Below are 24,106 nucleotides of genomic sequence, written 5' to 3' on the forward strand. Positions count from 1 at the left end.
AGATTTTAATATATTTTAAAAAGATGTAGCGAAATGTACATGAACCCTTTACCATTCATTTACATTTCGCTACATCTCTTATAAATAAAGTCATTCTCCGTCAATAATAAATGGTACATACGTCTGTAGTGGCCGCTCCCTGCGTAGTACCTTGCCTCCCCTGTTACAATGTTAGCCCGAAAGCTTCCAGCTTCCTGCGCGTGCTTTCATAATCAGTATGACAAATACCATTTATGCCCAATCCATTTGCCACATCTACAAACATGGACCGGTCTTCCAGGTACACCACTTCACCCGGTTTCACCTGCGCAATATCCAGCGCGATTTTATAGATATCGGCGTCCGGTTTACGGAAATGTACAAAGCAGGAAGAAATGTAGAAGTCTACGAAACTGCTGATATTAAAGTGCCGGATCCGGTGTTCATTCAGCTCCCGACCTTCATTATTAACGATAGCAATCTTCAGTTTATACTTTGCCTTCAGTTGTGTCACCATCTCCAGCATCTCCGGATATGGGGCCGACTGAGCAAACATAAATTCACGGAACTGCTGACGGGTAAAAGAGCGGTCTTCATAAAACACCACCCGGCTCAGGTATTCATCCAGGGTAAGTTTACCTTCCTCATACGTATCAAAGGTCAGGTGATGCCGTTCTTCCATCTCCAGCGCATCCAAACCATAAGTTTGAACAGCCAGCTTGCGGGCAGCTCTGTCCCAGCCATTGGTGAGTAGTACGCCTCCGATATCGAGGAATAAGGTGGTAATATTTGCATGGTTAGCCATCACGATAAAAATTTATTGCGTCACTAAAATAACGTTATCCTTGCATTAAAAGATCAATATGCAAATACGTCTGGCCACCCTGCAAGATATACCTTCCCTTAAAAACCTGTACCAGGGCACTATCACGCATATCAACAGCCGGCATTATAACCCGGAACAAATAAGTGCATGGGCAGCCACCGGGGAAAGAATTACTTCTCTCGAAAATAAAATACAGGAACAATACTTTTATGTAGCAGTTACCGCAGATAATGTAATTACAGGTTTTTCTTCCCTGGAAAATGATGGAGAGCTGGACATGATGTATGTGCACAAAGATTACCAGGGACAGGGTATTGCCAGGCTATTAATACAGCAGATCTATACAAAGGCAGCGGAACTGGGAGTATCAACACTGACAGCTTATGTGAGCATTACTGCCAGACCGTTCTTCGAAAAACAGGGATTTAAGGTGATCGCCACACAGCAGGTACAATTAGGAGAGGTAGCGTTAACGAATTATGAAATGGTAAAAACCATCTGATAAAAAGAAGAGCGAAGCCTCCCGGCTTCGCTCTTCTTTTTTAAACGGAAAATCCGCTATTTACTTTTCTTAACTTTTCTTTCTGTTATATAACCGTTAAAACTCATCGGGGACCTGTCATTACTGGTCACCTGCAAGGAAGCATAACCTTCGCTTGAAACGGTTAAGTTCATAGACTGCACGGATTTATTGTCTTTAGGCTTCACGGTAATAGACCATCCGTCTTTTTTACCCGGCTTGGCGGAATAATCGAAGGACTTGGTTTTAAAGTCCAGCGGCGATTTTGTGGAGCCATAATCGGCGGTATAAGCGCGGCCAAAAAACGGAAGATAACTCACAATAGAATCAGTGGACACGGTAACGTTATAATCTGGTGTGATGCTACGCATGCGGCCATTCATAGGGAAGGCATTCTGCGCCACAAATACATAATTCTGGGAATCGATCAGTGATTTAATCTGCGCTACCTTTTCTGCTTTTTTCTGTGCTTTTGTGTTCTGGGCAAAAAGACCGGTGGTGGTCATAACAGTCAACGTCAGGAGCATGAAAGTTTTTAAAACAAAGAACCTTTTCATATGGTAAGATTTTACGATTGAGGATATGCGAATATCGTACCATAACAGCGGGTTACTATTTTTGTTTACCTGCCGGCTGGCACTTTCCTGCTAAATAGTTTAATTTTAGGGCAGATGATTAAACCGGAGCCATGCCCAACCCTTATATTTCTCTACTGAAAACCGCCTGGAAGTATGCCCGGCACGAACGTAAAAAATACCTGCTGGTCTATGTATTGTTTTTCCTGGCCAATATCACCTTTTCGCTGAACCCGGTGTTATTTGGCTGGTTTATTGGCAAAATACAACAGGACTCCGCCCAGCTACCTCGATATGCCTTCCTCTATGCGGGTGCCTATTTTGCCTTAAAGCTCGTGGAATGGTGCCTCCATGGCCCCGCCAGGATCATGGAACGACAGCTGGCCTTTAACCTGAGCCGCAATTTCCTGCGTGAGCGTTACCACCAGGCTCTTCACCTTCCCGTAAAATGGCACCAGGATAACCACAGTGGTTCGGTTATTAACCGCATACGTAAAGCGTACGAATCCCTGAAAGAATTTTTCGAGCGCGGATTTATGTACCTGCATGCCGTATGTAAACTGGTTTTTTCTATGATCGCCATGTTATACTTTTCTCCTTTGTATGGTAGCATAGGTATTGTGATGGGGGTACTGTGCATGTGGCTATTGCTCCGGTTTGACCGCCCGTTCATCAAAACGCTGAATGAGATGAATGAGCGGGAGCATGTGGTATCAGCTACGTTGTTCGACAGTCTTTCCAATATCATGACGGTTATTACCCTGCGACTGGAAAAGAGCATGGAAAACGGGTTACTGGCAAAAGTGCAGCGCATCTGGCCCMCTTTCAGAAAGAATACACTGATCAACGAATGGAAATGGTTTGTGGCCGAAATGGTGATTGCACTGATTTATTGCGTCATTGCCATCGGTTATATTTTCCAACACTGGGTACCCGGTGAAGTATTCCAGGTAGCCGGACTGGTGATGTTGCTGGGTTATGTAAACCAATTCACCAGCGTATTCCAGGATGCGGCGTGGCAGTATACCGATGTAGTACAATTCAATACAGCAGTAGAAACCGCCACTAATATCAGCGACGCCTATACGTTGCACCATCGCCCGGATGCTGCACCTGAATTACCAGCCAACTGGCAGAAGATCACCATCAGTGACCTTAATTTTTCACACCTGGCAGCATATGACGATGCGCATGCGCCCCAGAGTTTACATGAACTGCATATCTTAATAGAAAAAGGAAAAAAGGTAGCATTGATTGGAGAAAGCGGTAGTGGAAAAAGTACGCTGCTGGCCATCTTACGTGGACTGTACGAACCGGAACAAAGCACGGTGTTACAGGTAGACGGAGGTCCGTTGCCGTTAGCCACCCTGAATGAAAGCGTTACACTGTTTCCACAGGAGCCGGAAATATTTGAGAATACCATCGAGTATAATGTCACACTGGGCCTACCATTTTCACAGGAAGAAGTGCTGTCGGTATGTGAAAGCGCTCATTTTTCAGAGGTAGTGGACATGCTGCCGCAGGGCCTTGCTTCGGACATACGTGAGAAAGGCGTAAACCTTTCCGGCGGACAGAAACAACGACTGGCACTGGCACGTGGCATTCTGGCTGCACGCGACAGTGAAGTAATCCTGCTCGATGAACCCACCAGCAGCGTAGATCCGAAAACGGAGGCCATGATCTACGATAAGATGTTCGAAGCATTTGCTGACAAAGCGGTGATATCGGCCATGCACCGACTGCACCTGCTCCCGCAGTTCGATTACATCTATGTGTTAAACCGGGGAAGAGTGGTAGCAGAAGGAACGTTTCATTACCTGCGCAATAACAGCGAGGCGTTCCAGGAGCTGTGGAAGCACCAGGAAAATAAATAGTGCTGGCGCCCAATATACAAGGGTATTACATACACATTAAAAAACGTTCCGGCTGCATTTAACAACCGGAACGTTTTTTAATTTTATCCTTTTACAATTTCACCAGCTTAAAACGTTGTGTGCTATTGACGACTACAAAATAAATACCTGGTCTCAGCCGGCTTATATCCAGGCGATTACCCGTTGCTTTATCCTGCAGGTATACCAACGCACCTTGCGTAGTATACATCTCCACTTTATATACTTTTCCTCCCATACCCTGTAAAAGCACATAGTCGCCGGCAGGGTTAGGATATAGTCTGATGCCGGTTACAGCCACTTCTTCCGCTTTACTCATTTTCGGAGTCGGCAGCATATAACTATCCCGGGCAATGGCAGCGGGCATACAAAGGGAATCCGGGATGTCTGCGGCCACCACTCTATCGAACAGTATACTCTGCCCAAGCGAATTGAAATGCACATCATCTCCACTGTTGTAAGCAGGAACAATAAATCCGATACTGGTAGCGAGTCCATTATAAAAATCAATGGATTTATTCCCGAAGTAAGCAATAATTGTGTCTCTCATTTGCCGCAACCGGATGGCCGCATCATATCCCAGGTTACCGCGGGGCTGTGTGGTAGTTACCCACAGCGGAACATTGGACTGTGCCGCCAGTTGTTTCAATGCCAGGTAGTTGGCTGTTTGTTTTGCCAGCGGAAAGCCACGCGCTTCATCATTGGTGGGCATATTGATAATGATGGCATCCGGATTCAGGGAAAGAGCCCTGGTAATATTATGCTGTACATCTACATAAAAAGTATTACCTAATGAAGTATAAGGTGGTGTACCATCCGGCATAATGTGTTGCGTAGTGTATCCTCCAATAGCCAGGTTAATCACCGTATCTGCGGCGTTGTGACTGGCTTTCAGATAACGTGCAAAACGGAATGTCCAGGCGCTGTCGCGGGTCGGCAAACCATCACCATATGCCGTCGAGGATCCCAATACAACAATACGCAGTGGGTTACCACAATTAGGAGAAATGTTATCTGCTTTGCCTTTTACCGCCGCACTATAGAAGTGCCTGTTGCCGGTTGCGATCATGTTCAGTCGGTAGAAATAAAACTGATTAACTGTTACCGTATTGTCGGTAAATGCATAATGCTGCAGTATAGTGGAATTACCTGACGCTCCCACATTTCCGGTGGCGGTCCATGTAAGGGAGTCTGTACTGCGTTCTACCGTAAACGTTAGCGTATTACTTTCCTGCAGCGTACTCCAGTCCAGTTTTATTTTACCTGGCAAACTGGTCAGCGCAAAAGCTGACAGGCGAAATGGCGTGTAGTAGAGCGTGTCAGGAATGCCTTTCACACCTGCACTATAAGTATGCGCATCTGAAGAATCCACCATGTTCAGCCGGTAATACTTTGGCCGTTTGGGATAAGTCGCATCCATAAGTGAATACGTCCTGTTAGCGGCACTGTTTCCTGCCGCTGTTACCTGAGTTAGCAGGCTCCAGTTCAGGGAATCGGTGCTTTGTTCTACCGCGAAATATTTGCTTTTTACTTCCCGGGCAGTCGTCCATTTCAGCTGTAGTGAGTCTTTCCATTGATTCACGGCAAATGAAGTCAATTGAAATGCAGCGGTAGAAGACGGCGCACAAAGCACTTGCGGGATTTGTTTGGCCACTACTCTGTCGAAGAGGATCTGTTGACCGGCGGAGTTGAAATGGAAACCATCGCCGGCACTATATGCAGCAGCTATCTGATTGGTAGCAGAAGTAAGGCCAGTCCAGAAGTCGATGGCCTTATCCCCGAAATAGAAGGTGATGCTGTCTTTCATTTGCTTCAGGTGACTGGCGCCGGCAGTACCAAGGTTATCCCGTGGCTGGGTGGTAGCTACCCATAATGGAATATTGGCCTGAGCCGCTACCTGCCTGAGCGAGAGGAAGTTAGCCAACTGCACAGATATAGGAAATCCGCGTCCTTCATCATCATTGGAGATGTTAATAATGATGGCATCGGGCAACAACCCAATAGCGCGGGTGATATTTTTATTTACATCTACCGAAAAAGTGGAGCCCAGCACGGTATAAGGCGGCGTGCCGGTGGCCTGTATATTTTGCGTGGTATAGCCACCCACCGCCAGATTGATAACCGTGTCGGCGGGGTTATGATTTGCTTTCAGGTACCTCGCGAAACGAAATGCCCAGGCGCTGTCGCGGCTGGGAAGTGCGTTACCCCAGGCAGTGGAAGAGCCCAGCACGACGATCCGCAACGGGTTACTGCAGTTGGCAGGAATATTTGCGGCCTGCCCTTTTAGAACTGTACTATAAGAATGCCTGCTCCCGGTAGCTTCCATATTGAGCCGGTAGAAATAAAGCTGGTTAGGGGTTGCCGTATTATCTGTATAGGTATAATTCCGTGGCGTAGTGGTATTACCCGCTGCTGTTACATTTCCGGTAGCCGTCCAGGTGAGCGAGTCTATACTACGTTCTACCGTAAACGTTAGTGTATTACTTTCCTGCAATGTGGTCCAGTCCAGTTTTATTTTACCAGGCAGACTATTCAGCATAAAACCCGACAGCCGGAACGGTGTGTAATACAGCGTATCAGGTATCCCTTTCAGGCCTGCACTATAGGTGTGACCATCCGCTGAATCCACCATATCCAACCGGTAATAGGTTGGCAGTTTGGGAAACGTTACATCCGTAAGGGTATAGGTCCTGTTTGCAGTACTGTTCCCGGCAGCCGTGACCTGGCTTAACAGGCTCCAGTTCAGGGAATCGGTGCTTCGTTCTACTCCGAAATATTTGCTTTTCACTTCCCGGGCAGTCGTCCATTTTAGCTGTAAGGAATCTTTCCATGGAGTGACAGCAAAAGATGTCAGTTGAAATAGCGGTGTGGAAGGCGTACAAAGCAACTGTGGAATTTGTTTGGCCACCACCCTGTCAAATAATATTTGTTGACCGGCGGAGTTGAAATGGAAACCATCACCGGCGCTATATGCAGTCGCTATCTGATTCGTCCCTGAGGTCAGGCCTGTCCAGAAGTCGATCGCCTTATCGCCGAAATAGGAGGTGATGCTATCTTTCATTTGCAGCAGGTGACCGGCGCCTGCAGTACCCAGATTATCGCGTGGTTGGGTGGTGGCAACCCATAGCGGAATGTTGGCCTGGGCGGCCACTTGTTTCAGTGCCAGGAAATTAGCTACCTGTACTGATAAAGGAAAGCCGCGTCCCTCATCATCATTGGAGATGTTGATAATAATGGCATCGGGCAGGAGCGCAATGGCACGGGTAATATTTTTATTTACATCTACCGTAAAAGTGGTACCCAACACAGTGTAAGGTGGTGTACCGGTGGCCTGTATATTTTGTGTGGTAAAGCCGCCCACTGCCAGGTTGATCACCGTATCGGCAGGGTGATGATTTGCTTTCAGATAACGTGCAAATCGGAACGTCCAGGCACTGTCGCGGCTGGGCACCCCATTGCCCCATGCGGTGGAAGAACCCAGCACAACGATGCGCAATGGGTTACTGCAATTTTGAGGATAACAATACTTAGCTGCAATTAGCAGTAAAGCTAACAGTACAAATTTTTTCATGGAAAAGGGATTAATTGATCCGGGTTAATTGATACTACTTGGGGTATCCGGTATAGGGACTGAATCTGATCGTTCACTCTTGGATCAAAGTAATATAAAAGTGCTGCAGAACTTGTGCAGTGCGGGATTTTCTTGCAACATGATAAAAAGGATGGTTCCAATTGCCTGTGCACTTCACGTATAACGCTCCTCTCCAGAGAATGGGCGGGCCTTATATATTAAAAATTATTACCTTTGAATGCAAACCATTATTGCACTAATTGATTTTGGAGAAAGATAATGAATGTCCAACAGCTGATATTGATGTCAACTTACTGGCTATCAACTATTCTTTTTCTCTTGTTTTCATCCTATGAACAGGTTCTCTCCCACCAGCTATTATACACTATGAAAACCATATGCAAAAAATTTCGCTGTACGACCTGAAGCGCAAAGTGAGAATCAGCCAGGAGCCGGATGAAATTATCACCGGGCTTGGATATAATCTCTCTTCCCTTACACGGAATGAGCGCTCCGAACTACTTTGCGATTTACTTGAAAACCAGGAAATATTTTTTGAGGCAGCAGAATTGCTGATTGAAGAAGGTGGCGCAGATATACACTATAAGAAAGAAGGGATTATTCCTATTATTTTTTGTGCTGTTGGAGCCAACAAGCCACAGGCAGTGCAATATGCCTTGAAGAAAGGTGCACGGCTGATTGTAGATAACGCCGATTATCTTTTTGCCATTGCATATATCTTCAAACATCACCGGCTGGCAGCGATTACGGATATGCTGCTGTTACTGATTGAACATAATATTCATTTTAATTTTGTGCTGGCCAGTCTGGATACGCCATTGCTACTCGCTACCAGGCATAATAATAACCGGGAAGTAGTGCAGTTTTTACTTTCGGAAGAAGTAAATAAATACGTGTATGACGAAGATGGGTTTACTGCTATTCATTATGTTCCGTTTGCCAAAGCTCCTAATTTATACAAGGATATGATCACTTGTATGGCAGATATACAGGTAAAGACAAAGTTTGCCACCAGTATGGAACCGGTGTTTGAGTGTGTGATCAAAGTAAGTGAACAGCAGACTTTTGAAGAATTCATTCACGAAGCACTGAATGCTTTCCTGGAAAACAGGCACCGCATGTACGATGATATTTTTGAAAAATATTATTATCGTCTTCATCTGATTGCGGAACACATCTCTCATATCCGCGCCAGTGCAGGCGATACCATGTAGCATGGCAAACTCAGTTTATCTTTGTGAGGAAAAATAAATGCAACTTTGTTGCAAAATAGTATATTTGCAGTTGACTTATATACAGACGACATATGCAATCATACGACATCATCATTACCGGAGGCAGCTACGCAGGGCTTTCTGCAGCCATGTCACTGGGCCGTTCGCTCAAACAGGTGCTGGTACTGGACAGCGGCGCACCCTGTAACCAACAAACACCACATTCCCACAATTTCCTGACACAGGATGGAGAAACACCCGCTGAGATTGCCCGTAAAGCAAGAGCACAGGTAGCACAATACTCAACGATACATTTTAAAAACGGGCTGGCCGTCAGCGCAGAAAAAACAACAGATGGATTTTTACTGACAACTGCTGCAGGAGAAACATTTGAGGCAAAACAATTATTATTTGCCACTGGCGTAAAAGATGAAATGCCTGCCATTAAAGGCTTTGCGGAATGCTGGGGCATATCCGTACTGCATTGTCCTTATTGCCATGGCTATGAAGTAAAGCAAACACCTACCGGTATACTCGCCAATGGCGAAATGGCTTTTGAATATGCCCGGCTGATCAGCAACTGGACCAACGACCTCACCCTGTTCACCAATGGCGCGGCCCAATTGTCGGAAGAACAACTGGCCAAGCTGGCTAAACATCGCATCGCCATTAATGATAAAGAGATCGCTGAAATAGTACAGGAACAGGGTCAGATAAAGCACCTGCTGTTTATAGATGGCACCATACATCCATTACGGGCGGTATACAGCCGGCCGGCTTTCAGGCAGCATTGTCCCATCCCGGAAGCCCTGGGGTGCAAGCTGACAGAAATGGGGCATCTGATAGTGGATTCTTTTCAGGCCACCAACATACCTGGTATCTATGCAGCCGGTGATGCCACCACGCCGATGCGGAGTGTAGCAGCAGCAGTAGCAGCCGGCACCATGGCCGGAGCTTCTATGAACAAAGAACTGATAACAGCCTCATTTTAACGCGGCGGGGATATTACGGCAAACTGTTGCATATATGGAAAGGTTTTGATATTTTAGACAAACAGACTATTTTATCATCACCTAAATTAACCAGAATGCTCACAACCCTCACTATTTTAGCCGTTGCATTTTTCCTCGCCCACGTTTACCTGCTGTTTACCTCATTTGGAAAAAACGGTTTTCAGAAACAAAAATACCTCTGGTCGCATATTACACTATGGATCACTGGTGGCCTGGCCTGTTTGATTGCCATCCTCTTTGCCGGCAAATCTGTTTCCAGCGTGATCGATGTTTTTGACACACCTGGCAAAGCAGCCATACTGCTCCTGATTGCACTGGCATTATCCGGTGCCGCACACAGCATCGTGAAATTATTAGTGCTGCCTAAATACCAGAAAACAGCCTGATTAACGTAAAAGCTTATACGAAAAGAGGGTGTCTCAACATTTCTTGAGGCACCCTCTTTTCTATTTCAGGTAATTCCTTATTACCTTTGCGCCGTAGTCATTATTAATACCTATATGTCAATTTACCGATCCCTAGCCGTAACAGCAGCCATACTGCTGAGTCACACTGTTGTAGCCCAAAGTCAGGCGCTGTATAATTATCAAGACCTTTCACACTTTTATTATCAACGTCAGAAAGATTCCCTGAAAAAAGCATGGAGTTGTCCATCTCTGTATAAAGAAAAAGAGACACAACGGAAGTACAAGGAAATTTGGGATGGCCGTACCGATTTCATTACTGATGCCATCGAAAATGATGGGTATGTGTATGAAAACGACATCTATAATTACCTTGATGGTGTGATCAGTCAGATTGTCCGCGCCAACCGGCAGCTGATTCCACAGAAGCCGTTTCTGATGATAGACCGTAGCACCTCCGTCAATGCATATGCCACCGGCAGCAGTATGATTGCCGTAAATATCGGGCTGCTTGCATTTGTAAAAAACCGCGAGGAACTGGCACTCGTGCTGGCCCATGAGCTGGCCCACAACATCATGATGCATCCTGAAAATGGTATGAAAAAACGGGCGGAATGGCTCACCTCTGATGAATACAAGCAATCGCTCAATGCCGTGCTGGATTCGAAGTTTGAGCGCTTAACCCGTTTGAAAAAAGTATACGAAGACTATTCCTTCGACAGGAGCAGGCATCAACGCTATCATGAAAGTGATGCAGACTCCCTGGCAGTTGTTTTACTTAAAAACAGTCATATTGAAATAGATCCTTCGTTCTTCCTTCGGCTCGACAGTGCAGATATTCAGTACCGTCAACCATTGAAAAAAAATGTTAAAGACTATTTCGCCGCCTACCACCTGAATGTGGAAGATAGCTGGCTGGTAAAACGTACCAAAGGCTTATCCGTTAAAAATTACAGCTTCAACAATAACACTGCCGGTCTCGCCGACTCACTCAAAACACATCCCGATTGCCAGGAAAGATATAACAAAACGAAAAGTCTGCAATCGGCCAACAGCGCTTTCACACCAGTACCGGCAGCATTGAAAGACAAGTCCATGAAAATGATGATCTGGAGCATCTATTGCAACGGAAATATGACCGCTTGTTTATACCGCGTATTGCTGGAAAAAGATAAGGGAAATACAGATCCCTGGTACGACTTTATGTTCAATAATGTAATGTCCGGATTATATTTTGCAGATAAAAAACTGAACCGCTTTAATGCCATCAATGTAAGGCCGAAAGAATACATCTCCAAAAACTATTACGAGCTGGAAACCATGTTCGAGCAAATGCCCAGACAAAAGCTGGAAGAATTTCATAATACTCTCCAACAGGCAGCATTCTGGAGCAACATGACACCGCCGGAACAGGGTTTCAAATCCCTTATGCAAACGCTGTTAACCGATGGCGAAGACAGTGATAAACAAAAGGCTGCCAAAGCTTTTACCACCAACTATCCCAGGAGTCTCTACTGTGAATTTGCAACACCGTTTTCGAAAAAATAGTACTGTAACATTTTATTCCATAAACAACCTACATGAAACATGTAATGCTGGCATTTACCTTATTGTTGTTAACAATAACCGGCTCGAATGCACAAACTAAAATTTTCAAAGAAGTGGGAGAAGAAATTTCTTCCAGCATGAAAACCATCAGCCAGGACGGAACCCTGGTTGGCTATCTCGTTTTTACTGAACTGGAACGCGCCGACAAAGATTCCTTTAACTACAGGATCAATATCATGGATGAAAACCTGAACGACATCGGTGTGGTTAATTTCAGGGAATTGAAACTGGATCTTCGTTCTGTAGCCTTTGAACAGGAGGTGCTTTGCTTGTCTTATATGAAAAGTAACCTGCTGGGACATGCCATCAAGAAAAGGAAAGCCATAAAGGAAGCTGTTTCCCATGGCTACATGGCGGTATTTACCCAGTTTATTGACCTTACCGGTAAAGTATTAAAAACCAATACCATCAAAGTAGGTGTGGATCTCGCTGACGAATACAGAAAAGGGCAGCTGGATATTGGCAATGGCGGCCTGAAAGAACCATTACGCGTAAGCAATGTCAGCGGAAGGGGATTTGCCTGCTTCTTCGGCGATAACCGCGGAAAATTCCTTTACATCTATGATATCACCGGTAAACAGATCTGGCAGAAGAAAATCGGTGGAGAAGAAGGAGACTACAATATGCTTGTCTCCGGCCAGGATGTATATTTCCTGTTAAAGAAAAAGGATGAAAAACAGGGAGGCGGATTCTACGTCTTTGGTTATGGTCTTCAGGACAGCACCTCCATTCCAAAATATTACCTGAAAGATAAAAAGGGTAACCCTTTGCATGTACAGTCATTTATGAATGATCCTGTAACCGGTAAACCTTTTGTTTCCGGTAAAATCATCAATCCCCGCAGGAACGGCCCCTTCCCAACACTCAAATCAATTGTCAAAGGAAATTACCTGGGCGTGTTTACCGTGAATATTGATGGCCGCAGAAAAGACAGTATTAAACCGGTATACAACTACTGGCGCGATCTGCAGAACCCTATAGCCAATTCAAAAGGCAGACTGAATGCAAATAAGTCCTTCCTCATGCCCGGACCTTCTTTTAAAGACTTCGCCGGCAACACCTATTTCACTGGTTCTGCCTTAAAACGGTCCATGAACGTAGGTCTGGTTGCTGCCGAGGTGGCTACCCTGCCGCTGATCATTGTTTCGCCTATGATGGTGGGCTTTTATGGCACCAGGAAATTCACCATCCGCGACGCCATACTGCTCAAACAAACACCGGATGGCACCTTATCGCTGGACAACACCATTCCGGTGAAGGCCAGTCGTGGTATGCCATGCAATTATTACCCACTGCTGTCCGATAATAAATCGTACTATACCGTTACTTCATCTGACGCGAAATCTACTTACCTGATCATTACAGATCCGAAAAATATCACCTTCTATAACGTAGACCAGAAGAAAGTACTGCGCACCATTTCCCGTAAAGATGGCAATATTGAAACATTTATTTTCCCTGCCAAAGAAGGACATGTGCTCGTATCTGAATACAATAGAAAAGAGAAAACCAAACGGTTCTCTATTGAATCGATCTGATAAACCGGGTTTCCATTATAAGAAAGAGGGTGTCTCCTTTGTTTGCAACAACAAGAAGACACCCTCTCTTCGTATAGTCATTTACGTACTACTTCTTCACAAAATGCAATGCCTGCATGAATCTGGCGAAGATGGTATTGTTATGATAAATCCCCGTAAAAGCGTCCGCACCTGGGCCATAGGCAAATACAGGTACCATCACACCGGTATGATCATCGGTTGAAAACTTACCACTGATCTTTCCGGTCTCCAAATCTCCCTCTGAAATAGTAAGACCGCCGGTTTCATGATCCGCGGTCACTACCACCAGCGTCTCCCCGTCTTTCTCCGCAAAATCCAGCACGGCGCCAATCGTACGATCAAAGTCTATCATCTCTTCAGTAACATATTGCAAATCATTTGCGTGGCCACCATCATCAATTTTGGAGCCTTCCACTACCAGGAAAAAACCTTTGTTGTTTTGTTTTAGCAGATCGATCGCAGTTTTGGTAGTTTGCATCAGCTGATCACCTCTTTGCGCCACCCGTTTTTCCTTTACTAATCCTACAAGCTTACCCTTTTTCACGGTGGTAATATCTTCTGTGGTGTATTTCACCTGGTAGCCCTTTTTACCGAATTCTTCCAGCAGGTTGCGTCCATCTTTGCGTTGATCAAAATGTTCTCTGCCAGCGCCGATCAATACATCTACATCCGACTTTACATAGTCTGCTGCAATTTCTGCCGACATTTCTCGCGATGGTTCATGGGTAGCAAAAGTAGCCGGGGTTGCATCCGTAATATCTGTGGTGACTACAATCCCGGTAGATAGTCCGTGCTGGTGTGCAATTTCTGTGATTGTTGGTTTGGCTCTGCGGGCAGTGTCTACACCAATTGCGCCATTATAGGTTTTTTCACCAATGGAAAAAGCAGTGGCGCCGGCCGCAGATTCTGTAATATAATCATTGGCAGAATTGGTCCGGGAAAAACCAATACACTTAAATCTTTCCAGGTTCAGCCAACCTTTGTTGGCGGTTAATCCGGCGTAGATCTGTGTGGTGCCCATCCCATCTCCTATCATGAAAATAACATTTTTGATTTTTTTAGGAGATGCAGACCTTGTTTGCGCGTGCAACGGCTGATACACCGCAGCCGCACAAACTACCAGGAGAATATATTTCTTCATGTTTTTTTTTATTGTGGTGAGATAAGATAACTGTTTCTATCATCAAAATCCAGGGTTTTGTTGAAGTACACCATGACTCAGGTTAATCTGCGATTGTGGAATAGGAAAGAGTTCGTGTATCCCTTCTTTGAACTCCGCACCTTTCTGATCGTTGTATTTTTTAGCATAGGCGTTCAGTACTTTGGCAGCTCTGTTAGTACGCACCAGGTCAAAGAAACGGAACACTTCAGTTGCATATTCCACGCGTTCTTCCTGCCAGATAGCTTGTCTTAATTTAACTTTATCGGTAGTCGTAATATCTGCCAGGATCTGTGCATTGCCTTCCCGCGCTCTTTCCCGTATGCTGTTCAGTGCCTTCAGGGCTTCCGTCGTATGTCCGTTCTCGTTAGCAGCCTCTGCATACCACAACAGGATGTGCCCGAGGCGGAATACGATCTGATCTTTAGCAGAACTTTTAGGCTGATCAGACATTTCATTTTTAAGGATCAGGTATTTCGTACACAGGTAACCGGTAGCGCTGGTACCTACAGCACCAATAGTACCATCGGGGAGGATGTCGCCGTTCTTATATACGGTGGCTTTTTTGCGTGGATCATTTGGTTCAAAGGCATCTACGAGGTCCTGGGTAGGATCGTCATATCCCCAGCCGTAAGATAAAGGGCCACGGGTTCTGCCATCGCCATCACCAGAACCGTTTTCATCATAGAAGCGCGCATCGTACTGGAAATTGATTTCAAAAATGGCTTCTGCGCCATATTCACCATCGATGGTGAAATTATGATAGTATACGGGATCCAGGCTATACTGATGTGCATCGATAATTTTCTTTGTCCAGGTTTCTGTTTCCACAAACTTGCCCTGCATCATATACGCTCTTGCAAGCAACGCCTGAGCAGCACCTTTGGTAGCACGGCCATAGTCGGTTTTTGCCTGCGTACTTTTTTCCGGCAGCACAGGTTCCGCTTCCAGCAAGTCTTTCACGATCTGATCATAAATAGCTTGTTTGGAATTACGTGGAATATTATAGTCCGGCAACGTTTCCTGTAACACCAGTGGCACACCACCAAAAATCTGTACCAGGTTGAAGTAATAGTAAGCCCGCAGAAATTTCCCTTCTCCCGAATAAATATCCCTGGTAGCCTGGTCCAAACCTTTTACGGCAGGTACTTTTTCTATGACCAGGTTAGCAGCGTGAATACCCTGGTATAAGGTAGACCATGCATTATCAAAAAACGGGTTGGTGGCGTTGGCCACAAAATATTCTACCTGTATCATATCCGGATTATCGCCGCCGTTGGCGCGCGTATCATCAGAACAAACATCTCCAAAAACCCATCTCACATAACCCGGGTAATTAGTACGGTAGTTGGATTGCAGGGCTTTGTAAGCCGCTATCAATCCTTGTCTGGCAGTAGCCGGAGTAGTAAAAAAAGTCGCCGTAGTTTGCTTGCCTTGCGGCTCTATTTCCAGCAATTTATTACAGGCAGAGAAAGTACCTGCCAATAGTATTAATAAAGTAGCGATGATGCGTTTCATATCTTTCGAAATTAACTGCTTAAAAAATTAAAAACTTACATTCAATCCAGCGGAAACCGTGCGGGGTCGCGGATAATAGGCACGGTCAATACCTACATCCAGCGGATCACCACCATTACCATCTCGCATACCTACCTCCGGATCAAAGCCATCATACTTTGTGATGGTGAGCAGGTTTTCACCGGCTACATATACCCTCACTTTGCTAAAGCCCCATTTGTGCAACAGCGTTTTCGGCAATGAATAACCTATCTGCAGATTATTCAACCGCAGGAAACTGCCACTCTCTATCCAGCGGTCAGAAGGGCGCATGTTATTGTTGGGATCGAGTACGTTTACACGCGGTTCCTTGTTGGAAGTACCTTCTCCGGTCCACGTCTTTGTTTTATCCGGCGCAAAGTAGTTGGAGATGCCGGAGCCATTGGTATTGTTTTTCCAGGCAGCATAAATCTGGTTACCACCGCGTCCATTAAGGGTAAAGGCCAGGTCTATGTTTTTATAATAGAAAGATGCAGAGAAGCCATACGTATGGGTGGCCCATGGATTACCAATATAGGTCTGGTCTTTATCATCAATAATATGATCGCCGTTCAGGTCTTTAAAACGTATATCGCCGGGAGCAGCGCCGGTTTGTTTGGCAGCATTATCAATCTCTTTCTGGTTCTGGAAAATACCGTCGGTCTGATAGCCATAAAAAGCGCCAATAGGATGTCCAACGGAAGTTTTGCTCACGTCTACCCCACTGGTGATTTCGCCGGCATAAAAGGCAGCGCCATCGTTGGTTAAGCTGGTCACTTCATTATGATTGATGGCGAAGTTGAAAGAGAGGTCGTAACCGAAATCATGTTTGCGGTTGCTGTGAAAACCTACCGTAAATTCAAATCCACGGTTCAACACGTCTCCTCCATTTACATACGGTGCTTCCGGTACGCCTACAGAGGCCAGGATAGGCAGTTGTACCAGGATGCCCGAAGTAACACGGTGGTAATAATCAGCTCCTACTGTAATGCGATTATTGAACAACGTTGCATCAATTCCCAGATCTGTTTCTTTGGTAGTTTCCCATTTGAGGTCCATGTTACCAATGCTGGAAGGTGTGGCGCCCAGGTAAATCAACTGTCCCTTGCCGGCGCCCAGCGGATACGGGATATTCACTTTCAGGGTGGATACGGTGGCGCTGGTAGACAGTGATCCTTCATTACCCAGGGTTCCCCATCCGCCACGGAGTTTCAGGTCATTGATGAATTTCACATCTTTCAAAAAAGGCTCATTGGATAATCTCCATCCCAGCGAGAAAGAAGGGAAAGTACCAAAGCGGTTGTTGGCGCCAAACTTGGAGGAACCATCGCGGCGTACATTAATCGTGGCGAGGTAGGTATTGTTATACGCATAGTTTACCCTGCCGAAGTAAGATAACATGCCCCACTTATCGCCGCCACCACCAATAGATTCACCGGAAGAAGCCAGCCCCAGGTATTGCAGGGAAGGCGACAACGTAGCATCTGCAGGCAGGTTTTGTCCGTAAGCACGGATATAGGTGTCATAGGAATACTGTGCGGTTACACCCAGCAATCCGTCTATATGATGACGACCAAAATTGCGGCTGTAGTTCAGCATATTTTCCCAGGCCCATTGCGTGCCGTTCGAAGCTTCTTCTTCCAGGCTGCTCACATCTTCTTTCTGGGAATTGCTGACAAAGTATACGGGTACGTAAGAGCGTTGACGGCCATTGCCTACCGTCACATTAAACTGCGATTTAAAATTTAATCCGGGAAGCAGGTCTGCCTGTCCATATACGGAAGCGGCCAGCTGCCATTGCTTTTCCAGGTGCTGGATATTTTCTACAGCGGCTACCGGGTTATACGTATTGGCAAAAGGAGATACACCATAACTGCCGTCTGCATTCTTTACAGGCACAGTGGGCGCCATCTGCACGGCAGTACTGATGATTCCCCTGGAATCGCTGTCGTAGTCAGATATGCTGTTACGTGTAGTATATGCATAGTTGAAATTTTCTCCGAATTTCAACCAGGATTTCAGCTGATGGGAAGAATTGAATGCCATACCCAGTTTGCTGTAGTCAGTGCCTATCACGGTTCCTTTCTGTTTCAGGTAGCTACCGCTCATGCGATATACCGAACCATCTTTTCCTCCGGACAAGGCCAGTTCATATTTACTGATAGGTGCATTTCTAAAAATTGCTTTCTGCCAGTCGGTGCCTTTACCATAGCTGTCGGGGTTGGCAAAAACCGGTGTTTGGCCGCCGGCCACCAGCGCGGCATTATAATACTTTGCATAGGTAGCTGCGTCTGTGAGGTCCAGTTTTTTATACACGCTTTGTATGCCGGTAAATGCATGTATGTCCGTTCTCATGTTACCAGCGCTACCTTTTTTGGTGGTAATCAGCACTACGCCGTTAGCACCGCGGGAGCCGTAGATAGCAGCAGCAGAAGCACTTTTCAGGATTTCTACCGACTGAATATCTTCCGGATCGAGGTTGTTGATATTCGCGAAAGGGTTACCATCTACCACATACAGCGGATCGCTGTTGTTGATGGTACCTACGCCACGTATGCGGATCATCATACCGGTACCCGGAGCGCCGGAATTATTGGAAACGCTTAATCCTGCTACCTTTCCTACCAGTGCCTGATCAAGACTCCCTACAGACCTGTTTTCCAGCTGATCACCGGATACAGATCCTATAGAACCGGTGATATCTTTTTTGGCCTGCGTACCGTAACCTACTACCAGCACTTCATTCAGTGCATTGAGGGAAGGCTTCATGATGATATGCAGTTCTTTGTTCTCCCCCTCTCCTACGCTCACTTTCAGCAGGCGTTGGGAAGTAAAGGAAATAAAACTGATTTCAACGGTATAGGTACCGGGTTCAATAGTCATGCTGAAAGTGCCGTCGTTGGCGCTGACCATGCTTTTATTCAGTTCCGGGATGCGGATACTGGCGCCGGGGAGTGGTTCATTTTTTTCATCTGTGATACGGCCGGCGATGGTGCCGGGTGTTTTCGGGATGACTATTTTCTCTTTACCGATGACCACCATATTATTGATGACTTCATAATCGTAGCCGGTGGCAGCCAGGAGTTTATGCAGTATTTCATCGAGGGCGGTTTGTTTGAAATCCGCGTCCCGGATGGTTTTCGTACTGAGTGCTGCTTTATCATAGGCAAACGATATTTTACTGGCGGCAGATAGTTCTGCCATGGCGGCTGCCAGCGTTTTATCCTTGAAATGGATCTGCAGCTTAATGTGGCTGAGTTCCTGGGCAGCGCCGGTAGCGGCCTGTAAACAGGCAGTGCCGGCCAGGATCATTCCTAAAAGAAGTGTTGAAATTCTCATAAGGTGTTTGCTTAACCCCGTAAGGTTTTTTTCCATAATTTTGAATCGTTTAAATGATGATAAACTCGTTTAAATGCAGGGATATTCATACACCTTCCCGGGAGCTGAATACCTTGCTGGTGAAGGGCGAAAGTTGTTTCAGCAACTTTCGCTTTTTTATTATTTGTTTAGTACATAGTAATGGTCTGCTCACTGATACGATAATGTGTATCTGTAATTCTGGAGATGGCCGGCATGATGGTGTTAATTTTATCTCCGGTCTTCAGCTGCAGTGAGAAACGGATCTGCCTGATCTCTTTTCGTTTGGTTTGCAGCGTGTAGCCAAAGTAGTTATACAATACCAGTGACAGTTCCTCAAAAGAGGCGCCGTCCAGGTTGATGACACCTTCCCTCCAGGTGTTGGCTATGGCCGCCGGGCGGTTACCGGTGGTAAATGTGCGTTTTGTTTTATCCCAGGTCAGTTGCTGATCGGCGTTCAGGGTAGTGAGGGCGCTGTCGCCAGACAGGATGCCAACCTTACCGGTAGCCACCTGGATATGGATATCGGGTAGCTGGGGCCAGGCATTAATATTAAAAGATGTCCCCAGTACAACGGTGCTGATTTTTTCTGTATGCACGATAAAGGGTTGAGCAGCTGTTTGTGCAATGTCGAAAAATGCTTCTCCTTCCAGTTGTACGGTTCTTGTTTTACTATCAAAGTGAGCCGGGTAATGCAGCGTACTGTTGGCATTCAGCCATACGGTGCTACCATCGGCAAGGGTTATTTTCAGTTGCTTGCCCACAGGGGTATGCGTACTGAGTAATTTTTCGGGAGCGGGTGTAGCCGGCTGGTGATCGCTGAAAAAAGAAATACTAAGGATAATCAGGACAAGAATAGCTGCCGCCGCGCTGAAGATCGCGCGATAACGGTTTATTGCCTTTACCGGGGTATATCGTGGCAGGTCGGGTACGTCCGCCGGCACCTGTTGATGGATACGGTTGAGCAGGCGGGCACGGACCTCTTCCCGGTGTACAGCATCTTTAAATGCGGGGCGCTGTCCATTACTTTCATCAAAGGAAGCATACCAGGCATCCAGCAGCCGGATATCTTCCGGGGAGCATTTGCCCTGTGCTTCTTTTTCTAATAGTTCCAGTAGTTGTTGTTTATTCACCGGTAGCTTTTAGAAACATACTCGAACAACGGGACACAATGTACCGGGTGTATTTCAAGCTTAACGTTGCGATAACATCAGGATCAGTGATGTCTTAACAATACGGCGGTAATGATCATGATTGCCTGGCTGCTTTTATCTTCTGCCAGGTTGTAATGGCGGAGGGCAAGCCGGATGCGCTTAATGGCCGCGCTGATCTGGTTTCTGACGGTTTGATCGGAAAGCGCCAGTTCTGTGGCAATTTCTTCGTTGGAGAGCATTTTTTTCCGGCTCAGGAGGAAAACGGTTTTCATTTTCTCCGGCATCTTGCTGATTTCGGTTTCAAGTAATGCTTCCAGTTCTTTTTTCATGAGTTGATCGTCCGGATGGGCGGTATAGCGAACGGCGGTTACTTCTGTGTTGGCCACATAGGCCTCTTGTACTAAACTTCTCCTGTAGCAGTCGATGATCTTTCCTTTCAGGGCGCGATGAAGCCAGGCCCTGATAGAGCCGTCTTTCTGGAGTACAGCCGGATTTTTCAGAAGTGACAAAAAAACGTCCTGTAAAATATCTTCTGCGTCCTGTGGAGTTGCCAGCCGGCGAAAGGCTACCTCATAAAGTTCCTGCCAGTATTGTTCATAAATCTCATCAAAATATGGGCGGCTTCTTTCCTTGTTATCAAGGCCGGCATTACGTTGTTCATCTGATGAGTGGTGGTCTGAATTGGAATACATCCTGCTGCTCTTAAGAAATTCAATTGGTTTCTGTAAATTGCACCTGCAAAACTCTGGCATGCAGCGTGAATTAGCGCCGGTTTACAATAATTTAATGTCAGAGTAAAATAATACAAAATGTTAAAAGGAGGAAAATTTTGTTTCTCCATCAACAATATTCATTATATTTATAGCTGTTGATCCTGGTTTCTTATAACCGCCGGCGCTGACCGGCTACCGCAACACCTGCATAAACTCCGCAGGAATCTGGCAGATGATCACCATCAAAAGAAAAAATTGCGCGTTGAAATCATCTTCATAATAATTATTTTATTAGCACGAAAAGAGAGACACATTTTTATGAATAAGAAAGATATCTGGAGATATAAATCTTTAGAGCAGTTGGAGAATAAGACTTGGGGAACGGCCACAGAACAAGATTCGGGAGTACTTCAGAAATGTCTAGCCTTAGTTAAAGTACCTGTAGTAAAATTATCTGCGAGTGAATTGCGGACGTTAATCGGACAATCATTTAATCCTACCTACCTGGTACCTTTAGCACTGGAAATATTAAAAACCGATGTACTGGTTACTGCCGGTATGTATCCCGGCGATCTGCTGAAGAACGTACTGGACGTACCTTCCACGTTTTGGGAAGAACATCCTGACCTTCACAAAAGCCTGATCGATATGATGCAGGACAGAAGTGAAGAAATAGAAACTGAAATCGACTTACCTGAGTTCTGGCGTAAAGCAGAAGCGTAATAAGAAAATTACGAATTACGAATTACGAATGTAGGAGGGAAAGCAATAATTTTTTTCTACGCTATTATCTGTATTTCATACCCATAATTCTTAATCCGTAATTCTTTCCTGGCGCATTTCTTTCAGCTTATTCACCAAAGCATCCCCACGCAGATTTTTGCAGTGATCTTCCCTTGAGGATCGGGCAGGAAATTTTGTGGAATGCCGTTAACGCCGTACAGGCGGGCAATGCTTCATTGCTCCATGCTTTAAGATCAGATACCTGTAGCCAGTTGATATGATCACTGGCCATGGCACTGAGCCGATAGTCCTTTTTGGAGTCCAGGGAAAAACCCGGGATAGTGATTTTTATGTCTATATACTCCCCATAAGCTTTTACCACATTGGGATTTTCTGCCTGCAGGGGCCGCAATTACGATCCCGGGAATCGGCTATTAAATGAAATCCTTATTCCTCAAAATCAAAAAGCGATAACTGTGCGGATTGATGGGGCTTTCCTTCGGGGATCGTTGGTTCATGAAAATTGGATAACGTGATGCCCAGCAGCCGTATGCGCTTATCTTCCGGGGAAGAAGCTGCCAGTAATTGTTTGGCAGTATCAACGATCGTATCAAAGTCACCTACCGGGAAAGGAAAAGATTGGTTACGGGTAATCTGTTTAAAATCGCTGTATTTTATTTTCAGCGTAATCGTACGGCCTTTGAGGTTATACCGTTGCAGCCGGTCGTATACTGTTTTCGCTATTTTTATTAGTTCAGCTTCCATGTCAGTAATCTCTGTCAGATCATATGGAAAAGTATCTTCTGCGCCCAATGATTTTGTTTCGCGGTGAGGTTGTACTTCCCGGTCGTCCAAACCACGCACAATGCGGTAGTAAAAACTACCCACTTTACCGAAATGCGTTTTCAGGTCCTGCTCCGACAATTTTTTCAGATCGGCTCCGGTAAAGAGCCCCATCCTTTTCATTTTATCGGCGGTAACTTTACCTACGCCATGAAATTTTTCCACCGCCAGTTGCTCCATAAACCCTTCAATCGTAGAAGGACCTATAAAAGTAAGTCCATCTGGTTTATTGAGGTCGGAAGCTATTTTCGCTACAAATTTATTGATAGATACCCCGGCAGAAGCCGTTAACTGCAGCTCATCGCGGATAGCCTGTTTGATCAGTTTTGCGATTTCGATAGCAGAGCCAATGTTTTGTTTGTCGGTAGTTACGTCCAGGTAAGCTTCATCGAGCGACAATGGTTCAATGAGATCTGTATAGCGGGAAAATATCTCCCGGATATGACGGGATACTTCCTTGTAGGCATCAAAACGGGGACGTACAAATATTAATTCGGGACAGAGTTGTTGTGCTCTTTTGGAGGGCATGGCAGAGCGTACACCAAATTTACGGGCTTCATAACTCGCAGTGGCTACTACCCCACCACGGCCCTCCGGCGAGCCACCCACTGCGATGGCTTTACCGCGGTAAAGCGGATTATCACGCTGCTCTACGGACGCATAAAATGCATCCATATCAATATGAATAATTTTTCGTTGTATGCTATTTACGCTGTTCTCCATTTCTACACCCGGAAGCGATGTAAAGATACAACGAAAAAATTTCCGGGATGCCGGTAAGAGGTATTTCTCCTGCCACCTTAATCCTTATCTTTATGCACTAAATTTTAGGCTGTGACAGATTATGATCAGGACATTTCACATGAACACAAAAAATTCGAAAACATCATCTGGGAAGGTAAAACAATTACCGGCAGAGAGTTTTATGAGTGTCAGTTTTATAAATGCAGCCTGAAGGAATGTATTTTTGTAGACTGCTCTTTTGAGAGATGTACTTTTGAAGATTGTGACTTGTCTCTCATACAGTTCAAGAAAACGGCTTTCAGCCGGGTCGTATTGCAGCATTCCAAAGCGATCGGCGTTGCCTGGCACAATGCCCGGGATCCGCTTACGGTAGACTTTCATCATAGCCGCATCAGCTACTGCAGTTTTTCAGGTAAAAACCTGAAGAAAGGCGTGTTTATTCATTGTCAGGCGGATGAAGTGGATTTTTCTGCCTGTAATTTATCGTTGGCTAATTTTACAGGAACGGATCTGGCAGGGGCACGTTTTGCCAACACCGATCTTACGCAGGCAAATTTCGTAGGGGCGCAACGATATGCGATTAATGTGCAGGAGAATAAAGTGAGGAAGGCAAAGTTTAGTTTGCCGGATGCGCTGGCATTGCTGGATGGATTGGGCGTGGAGATTGTGGAATAAAAAGCCCCGACCATATACTG

General features: G+C 45.6%; 19 protein-coding genes. 9 read left to right on the forward strand and 10 right to left on the reverse strand.

Annotated elements, in window-relative coordinates:
- Positions 1-163: 163 nt before the first annotated feature.
- Positions 164-784, reverse strand: a complete 621-nt coding sequence (locus AC1DCV_RS16645) for an HAD family hydrolase (protein ID WP_477024188.1) — start codon at positions 782-784, stop codon at positions 164-166.
- A 58-nt stretch (positions 785-842) separates the two neighbouring features.
- On the opposite strand from AC1DCV_RS16645, the gene AC1DCV_RS16650 reads away from it, so the two are divergent.
- Positions 843-1,307, forward strand: a complete 465-nt coding sequence (locus AC1DCV_RS16650) for a GNAT family N-acetyltransferase (RefSeq protein WP_477024189.1) — start codon at positions 843-845, stop codon at positions 1,305-1,307.
- A 56-nt stretch (positions 1,308-1,363) separates the two neighbouring features.
- Here AC1DCV_RS16650 and AC1DCV_RS16655 read toward each other — a convergent pair whose 3' ends face one another.
- On the reverse strand, positions 1,364-1,882 hold the full coding sequence (locus AC1DCV_RS16655; RefSeq protein WP_477024190.1) for a DUF4251 domain-containing protein: 519 nt from the start codon (positions 1,880-1,882) through the stop codon (positions 1,364-1,366).
- A gap of 131 nt (positions 1,883-2,013) precedes the next feature.
- Between AC1DCV_RS16655 and AC1DCV_RS16660 the strand changes: the two genes are divergently transcribed.
- Entirely contained in the window at positions 2,014-3,774 is a 1,761-nt protein-coding gene (locus AC1DCV_RS16660; RefSeq protein WP_477024191.1) for an ABC transporter ATP-binding protein, read from the forward strand.
- A gap of 91 nt (positions 3,775-3,865) precedes the next feature.
- Here AC1DCV_RS16660 and AC1DCV_RS16665 read toward each other — a convergent pair whose 3' ends face one another.
- The gene (locus AC1DCV_RS16665) at positions 3,866-7,363 is read right to left on the reverse strand and encodes an SGNH/GDSL hydrolase family protein (protein ID WP_477024192.1); all 3,498 of its coding nucleotides are present in this window, start codon (positions 7,361-7,363) and stop codon (positions 3,866-3,868) included.
- A 398-nt stretch (positions 7,364-7,761) separates the two neighbouring features.
- Here AC1DCV_RS16665 and AC1DCV_RS16670 point away from each other — a divergent pair, with 398 nt between their 5' ends.
- From AC1DCV_RS16670 to AC1DCV_RS16690, 5 genes are all read left to right on the forward strand, one after another.
- A complete protein-coding gene (locus AC1DCV_RS16670; RefSeq protein ID WP_477024193.1) occupies positions 7,762-8,598 on the forward strand; it encodes a hypothetical protein in 837 nt (278 codons plus the stop codon).
- Positions 8,599-8,690: 92 nt separating this feature from the next.
- Positions 8,691-9,590, forward strand: coding sequence for an NAD(P)/FAD-dependent oxidoreductase (locus AC1DCV_RS16675; protein WP_477024194.1), 900 nt, complete (start codon positions 8,691-8,693; stop codon positions 9,588-9,590).
- A gap of 95 nt (positions 9,591-9,685) precedes the next feature.
- Positions 9,686-9,997 carry a hypothetical protein gene (locus tag AC1DCV_RS16680; RefSeq protein WP_441576158.1) on the forward strand — a complete coding sequence of 104 codons (312 nt, stop codon included), beginning with the start codon at positions 9,686-9,688 and terminating at the stop codon, positions 9,995-9,997.
- Positions 9,998-10,111: 114 nt separating this feature from the next.
- Positions 10,112-11,563 (forward strand): M48 family metalloprotease, encoded by a 1,452-nt coding sequence (locus AC1DCV_RS16685; protein WP_477024195.1) that lies wholly within the window; start codon positions 10,112-10,114, stop codon positions 11,561-11,563.
- A 32-nt stretch (positions 11,564-11,595) separates the two neighbouring features.
- Positions 11,596-13,161: a DUF6770 family protein gene (locus tag AC1DCV_RS16690; RefSeq protein ID WP_477024196.1), complete on the forward strand. Its 1,566-nt coding sequence runs from the start codon at positions 11,596-11,598 to the stop codon at positions 13,159-13,161.
- 88 nt (positions 13,162-13,249) lie between these two features.
- On the opposite strand, the gene AC1DCV_RS16695 is transcribed toward AC1DCV_RS16690, so the two are convergent.
- The 5 genes from AC1DCV_RS16695 to AC1DCV_RS16715 form a co-directional block, all read right to left on the reverse strand.
- Complete coding sequence (locus AC1DCV_RS16695) at positions 13,250-14,323, reverse strand: alkaline phosphatase (protein ID WP_477024197.1); 1,074 nt, start codon at positions 14,321-14,323, stop codon at positions 13,250-13,252.
- Positions 14,324-14,365: 42 nt separating this feature from the next.
- Positions 14,366-15,859, reverse strand: coding sequence for a RagB/SusD family nutrient uptake outer membrane protein (locus AC1DCV_RS16700; protein ID WP_477024198.1), 1,494 nt, complete (start codon positions 15,857-15,859; stop codon positions 14,366-14,368).
- Between the two features lie 27 nt (positions 15,860-15,886).
- Complete coding sequence (locus tag AC1DCV_RS16705) at positions 15,887-19,216, reverse strand: TonB-dependent receptor (RefSeq protein ID WP_477024199.1); 3,330 nt, start codon at positions 19,214-19,216, stop codon at positions 15,887-15,889.
- Between the two features lie 167 nt (positions 19,217-19,383).
- Positions 19,384-20,367 (reverse strand): FecR family protein, encoded by a 984-nt coding sequence (locus AC1DCV_RS16710; protein WP_477024200.1) that lies wholly within the window; start codon positions 20,365-20,367, stop codon positions 19,384-19,386.
- 83 nt (positions 20,368-20,450) lie between these two features.
- The gene (locus AC1DCV_RS16715; RefSeq protein WP_477024201.1) at positions 20,451-21,080 is read right to left on the reverse strand and encodes an RNA polymerase sigma factor; all 630 of its coding nucleotides are present in this window, start codon (positions 21,078-21,080) and stop codon (positions 20,451-20,453) included.
- Between the two features lie 339 nt (positions 21,081-21,419).
- On the opposite strand from AC1DCV_RS16715, the gene AC1DCV_RS16720 reads away from it, so the two are divergent.
- Positions 21,420-21,824 carry a contact-dependent growth inhibition system immunity protein gene (locus AC1DCV_RS16720; protein ID WP_441576150.1) on the forward strand — a complete coding sequence of 135 codons (405 nt, stop codon included), beginning with the start codon at positions 21,420-21,422 and terminating at the stop codon, positions 21,822-21,824.
- A gap of 127 nt (positions 21,825-21,951) precedes the next feature.
- Here AC1DCV_RS16720 and AC1DCV_RS16725 read toward each other — a convergent pair whose 3' ends face one another.
- Positions 21,952-22,206, reverse strand: a complete 255-nt coding sequence (locus AC1DCV_RS16725; protein ID WP_477024202.1) for a hypothetical protein — start codon at positions 22,204-22,206, stop codon at positions 21,952-21,954.
- 65 nt (positions 22,207-22,271) lie between these two features.
- The gene (gene dinB / locus AC1DCV_RS16730) at positions 22,272-23,390 is read right to left on the reverse strand and encodes a DNA polymerase IV (RefSeq protein WP_477024203.1); all 1,119 of its coding nucleotides are present in this window, start codon (positions 23,388-23,390) and stop codon (positions 22,272-22,274) included.
- 111 nt (positions 23,391-23,501) lie between these two features.
- Here dinB and AC1DCV_RS16735 point away from each other — a divergent pair, with 111 nt between their 5' ends.
- On the forward strand, positions 23,502-24,086 hold the full coding sequence (locus tag AC1DCV_RS16735) for a pentapeptide repeat-containing protein (RefSeq protein WP_477024204.1): 585 nt from the start codon (positions 23,502-23,504) through the stop codon (positions 24,084-24,086).
- Positions 24,087-24,106: the final 20 nt, after the last annotated feature.

Source organism: Chitinophaga sp. 10T418 (genome assembly GCF_056394125.1).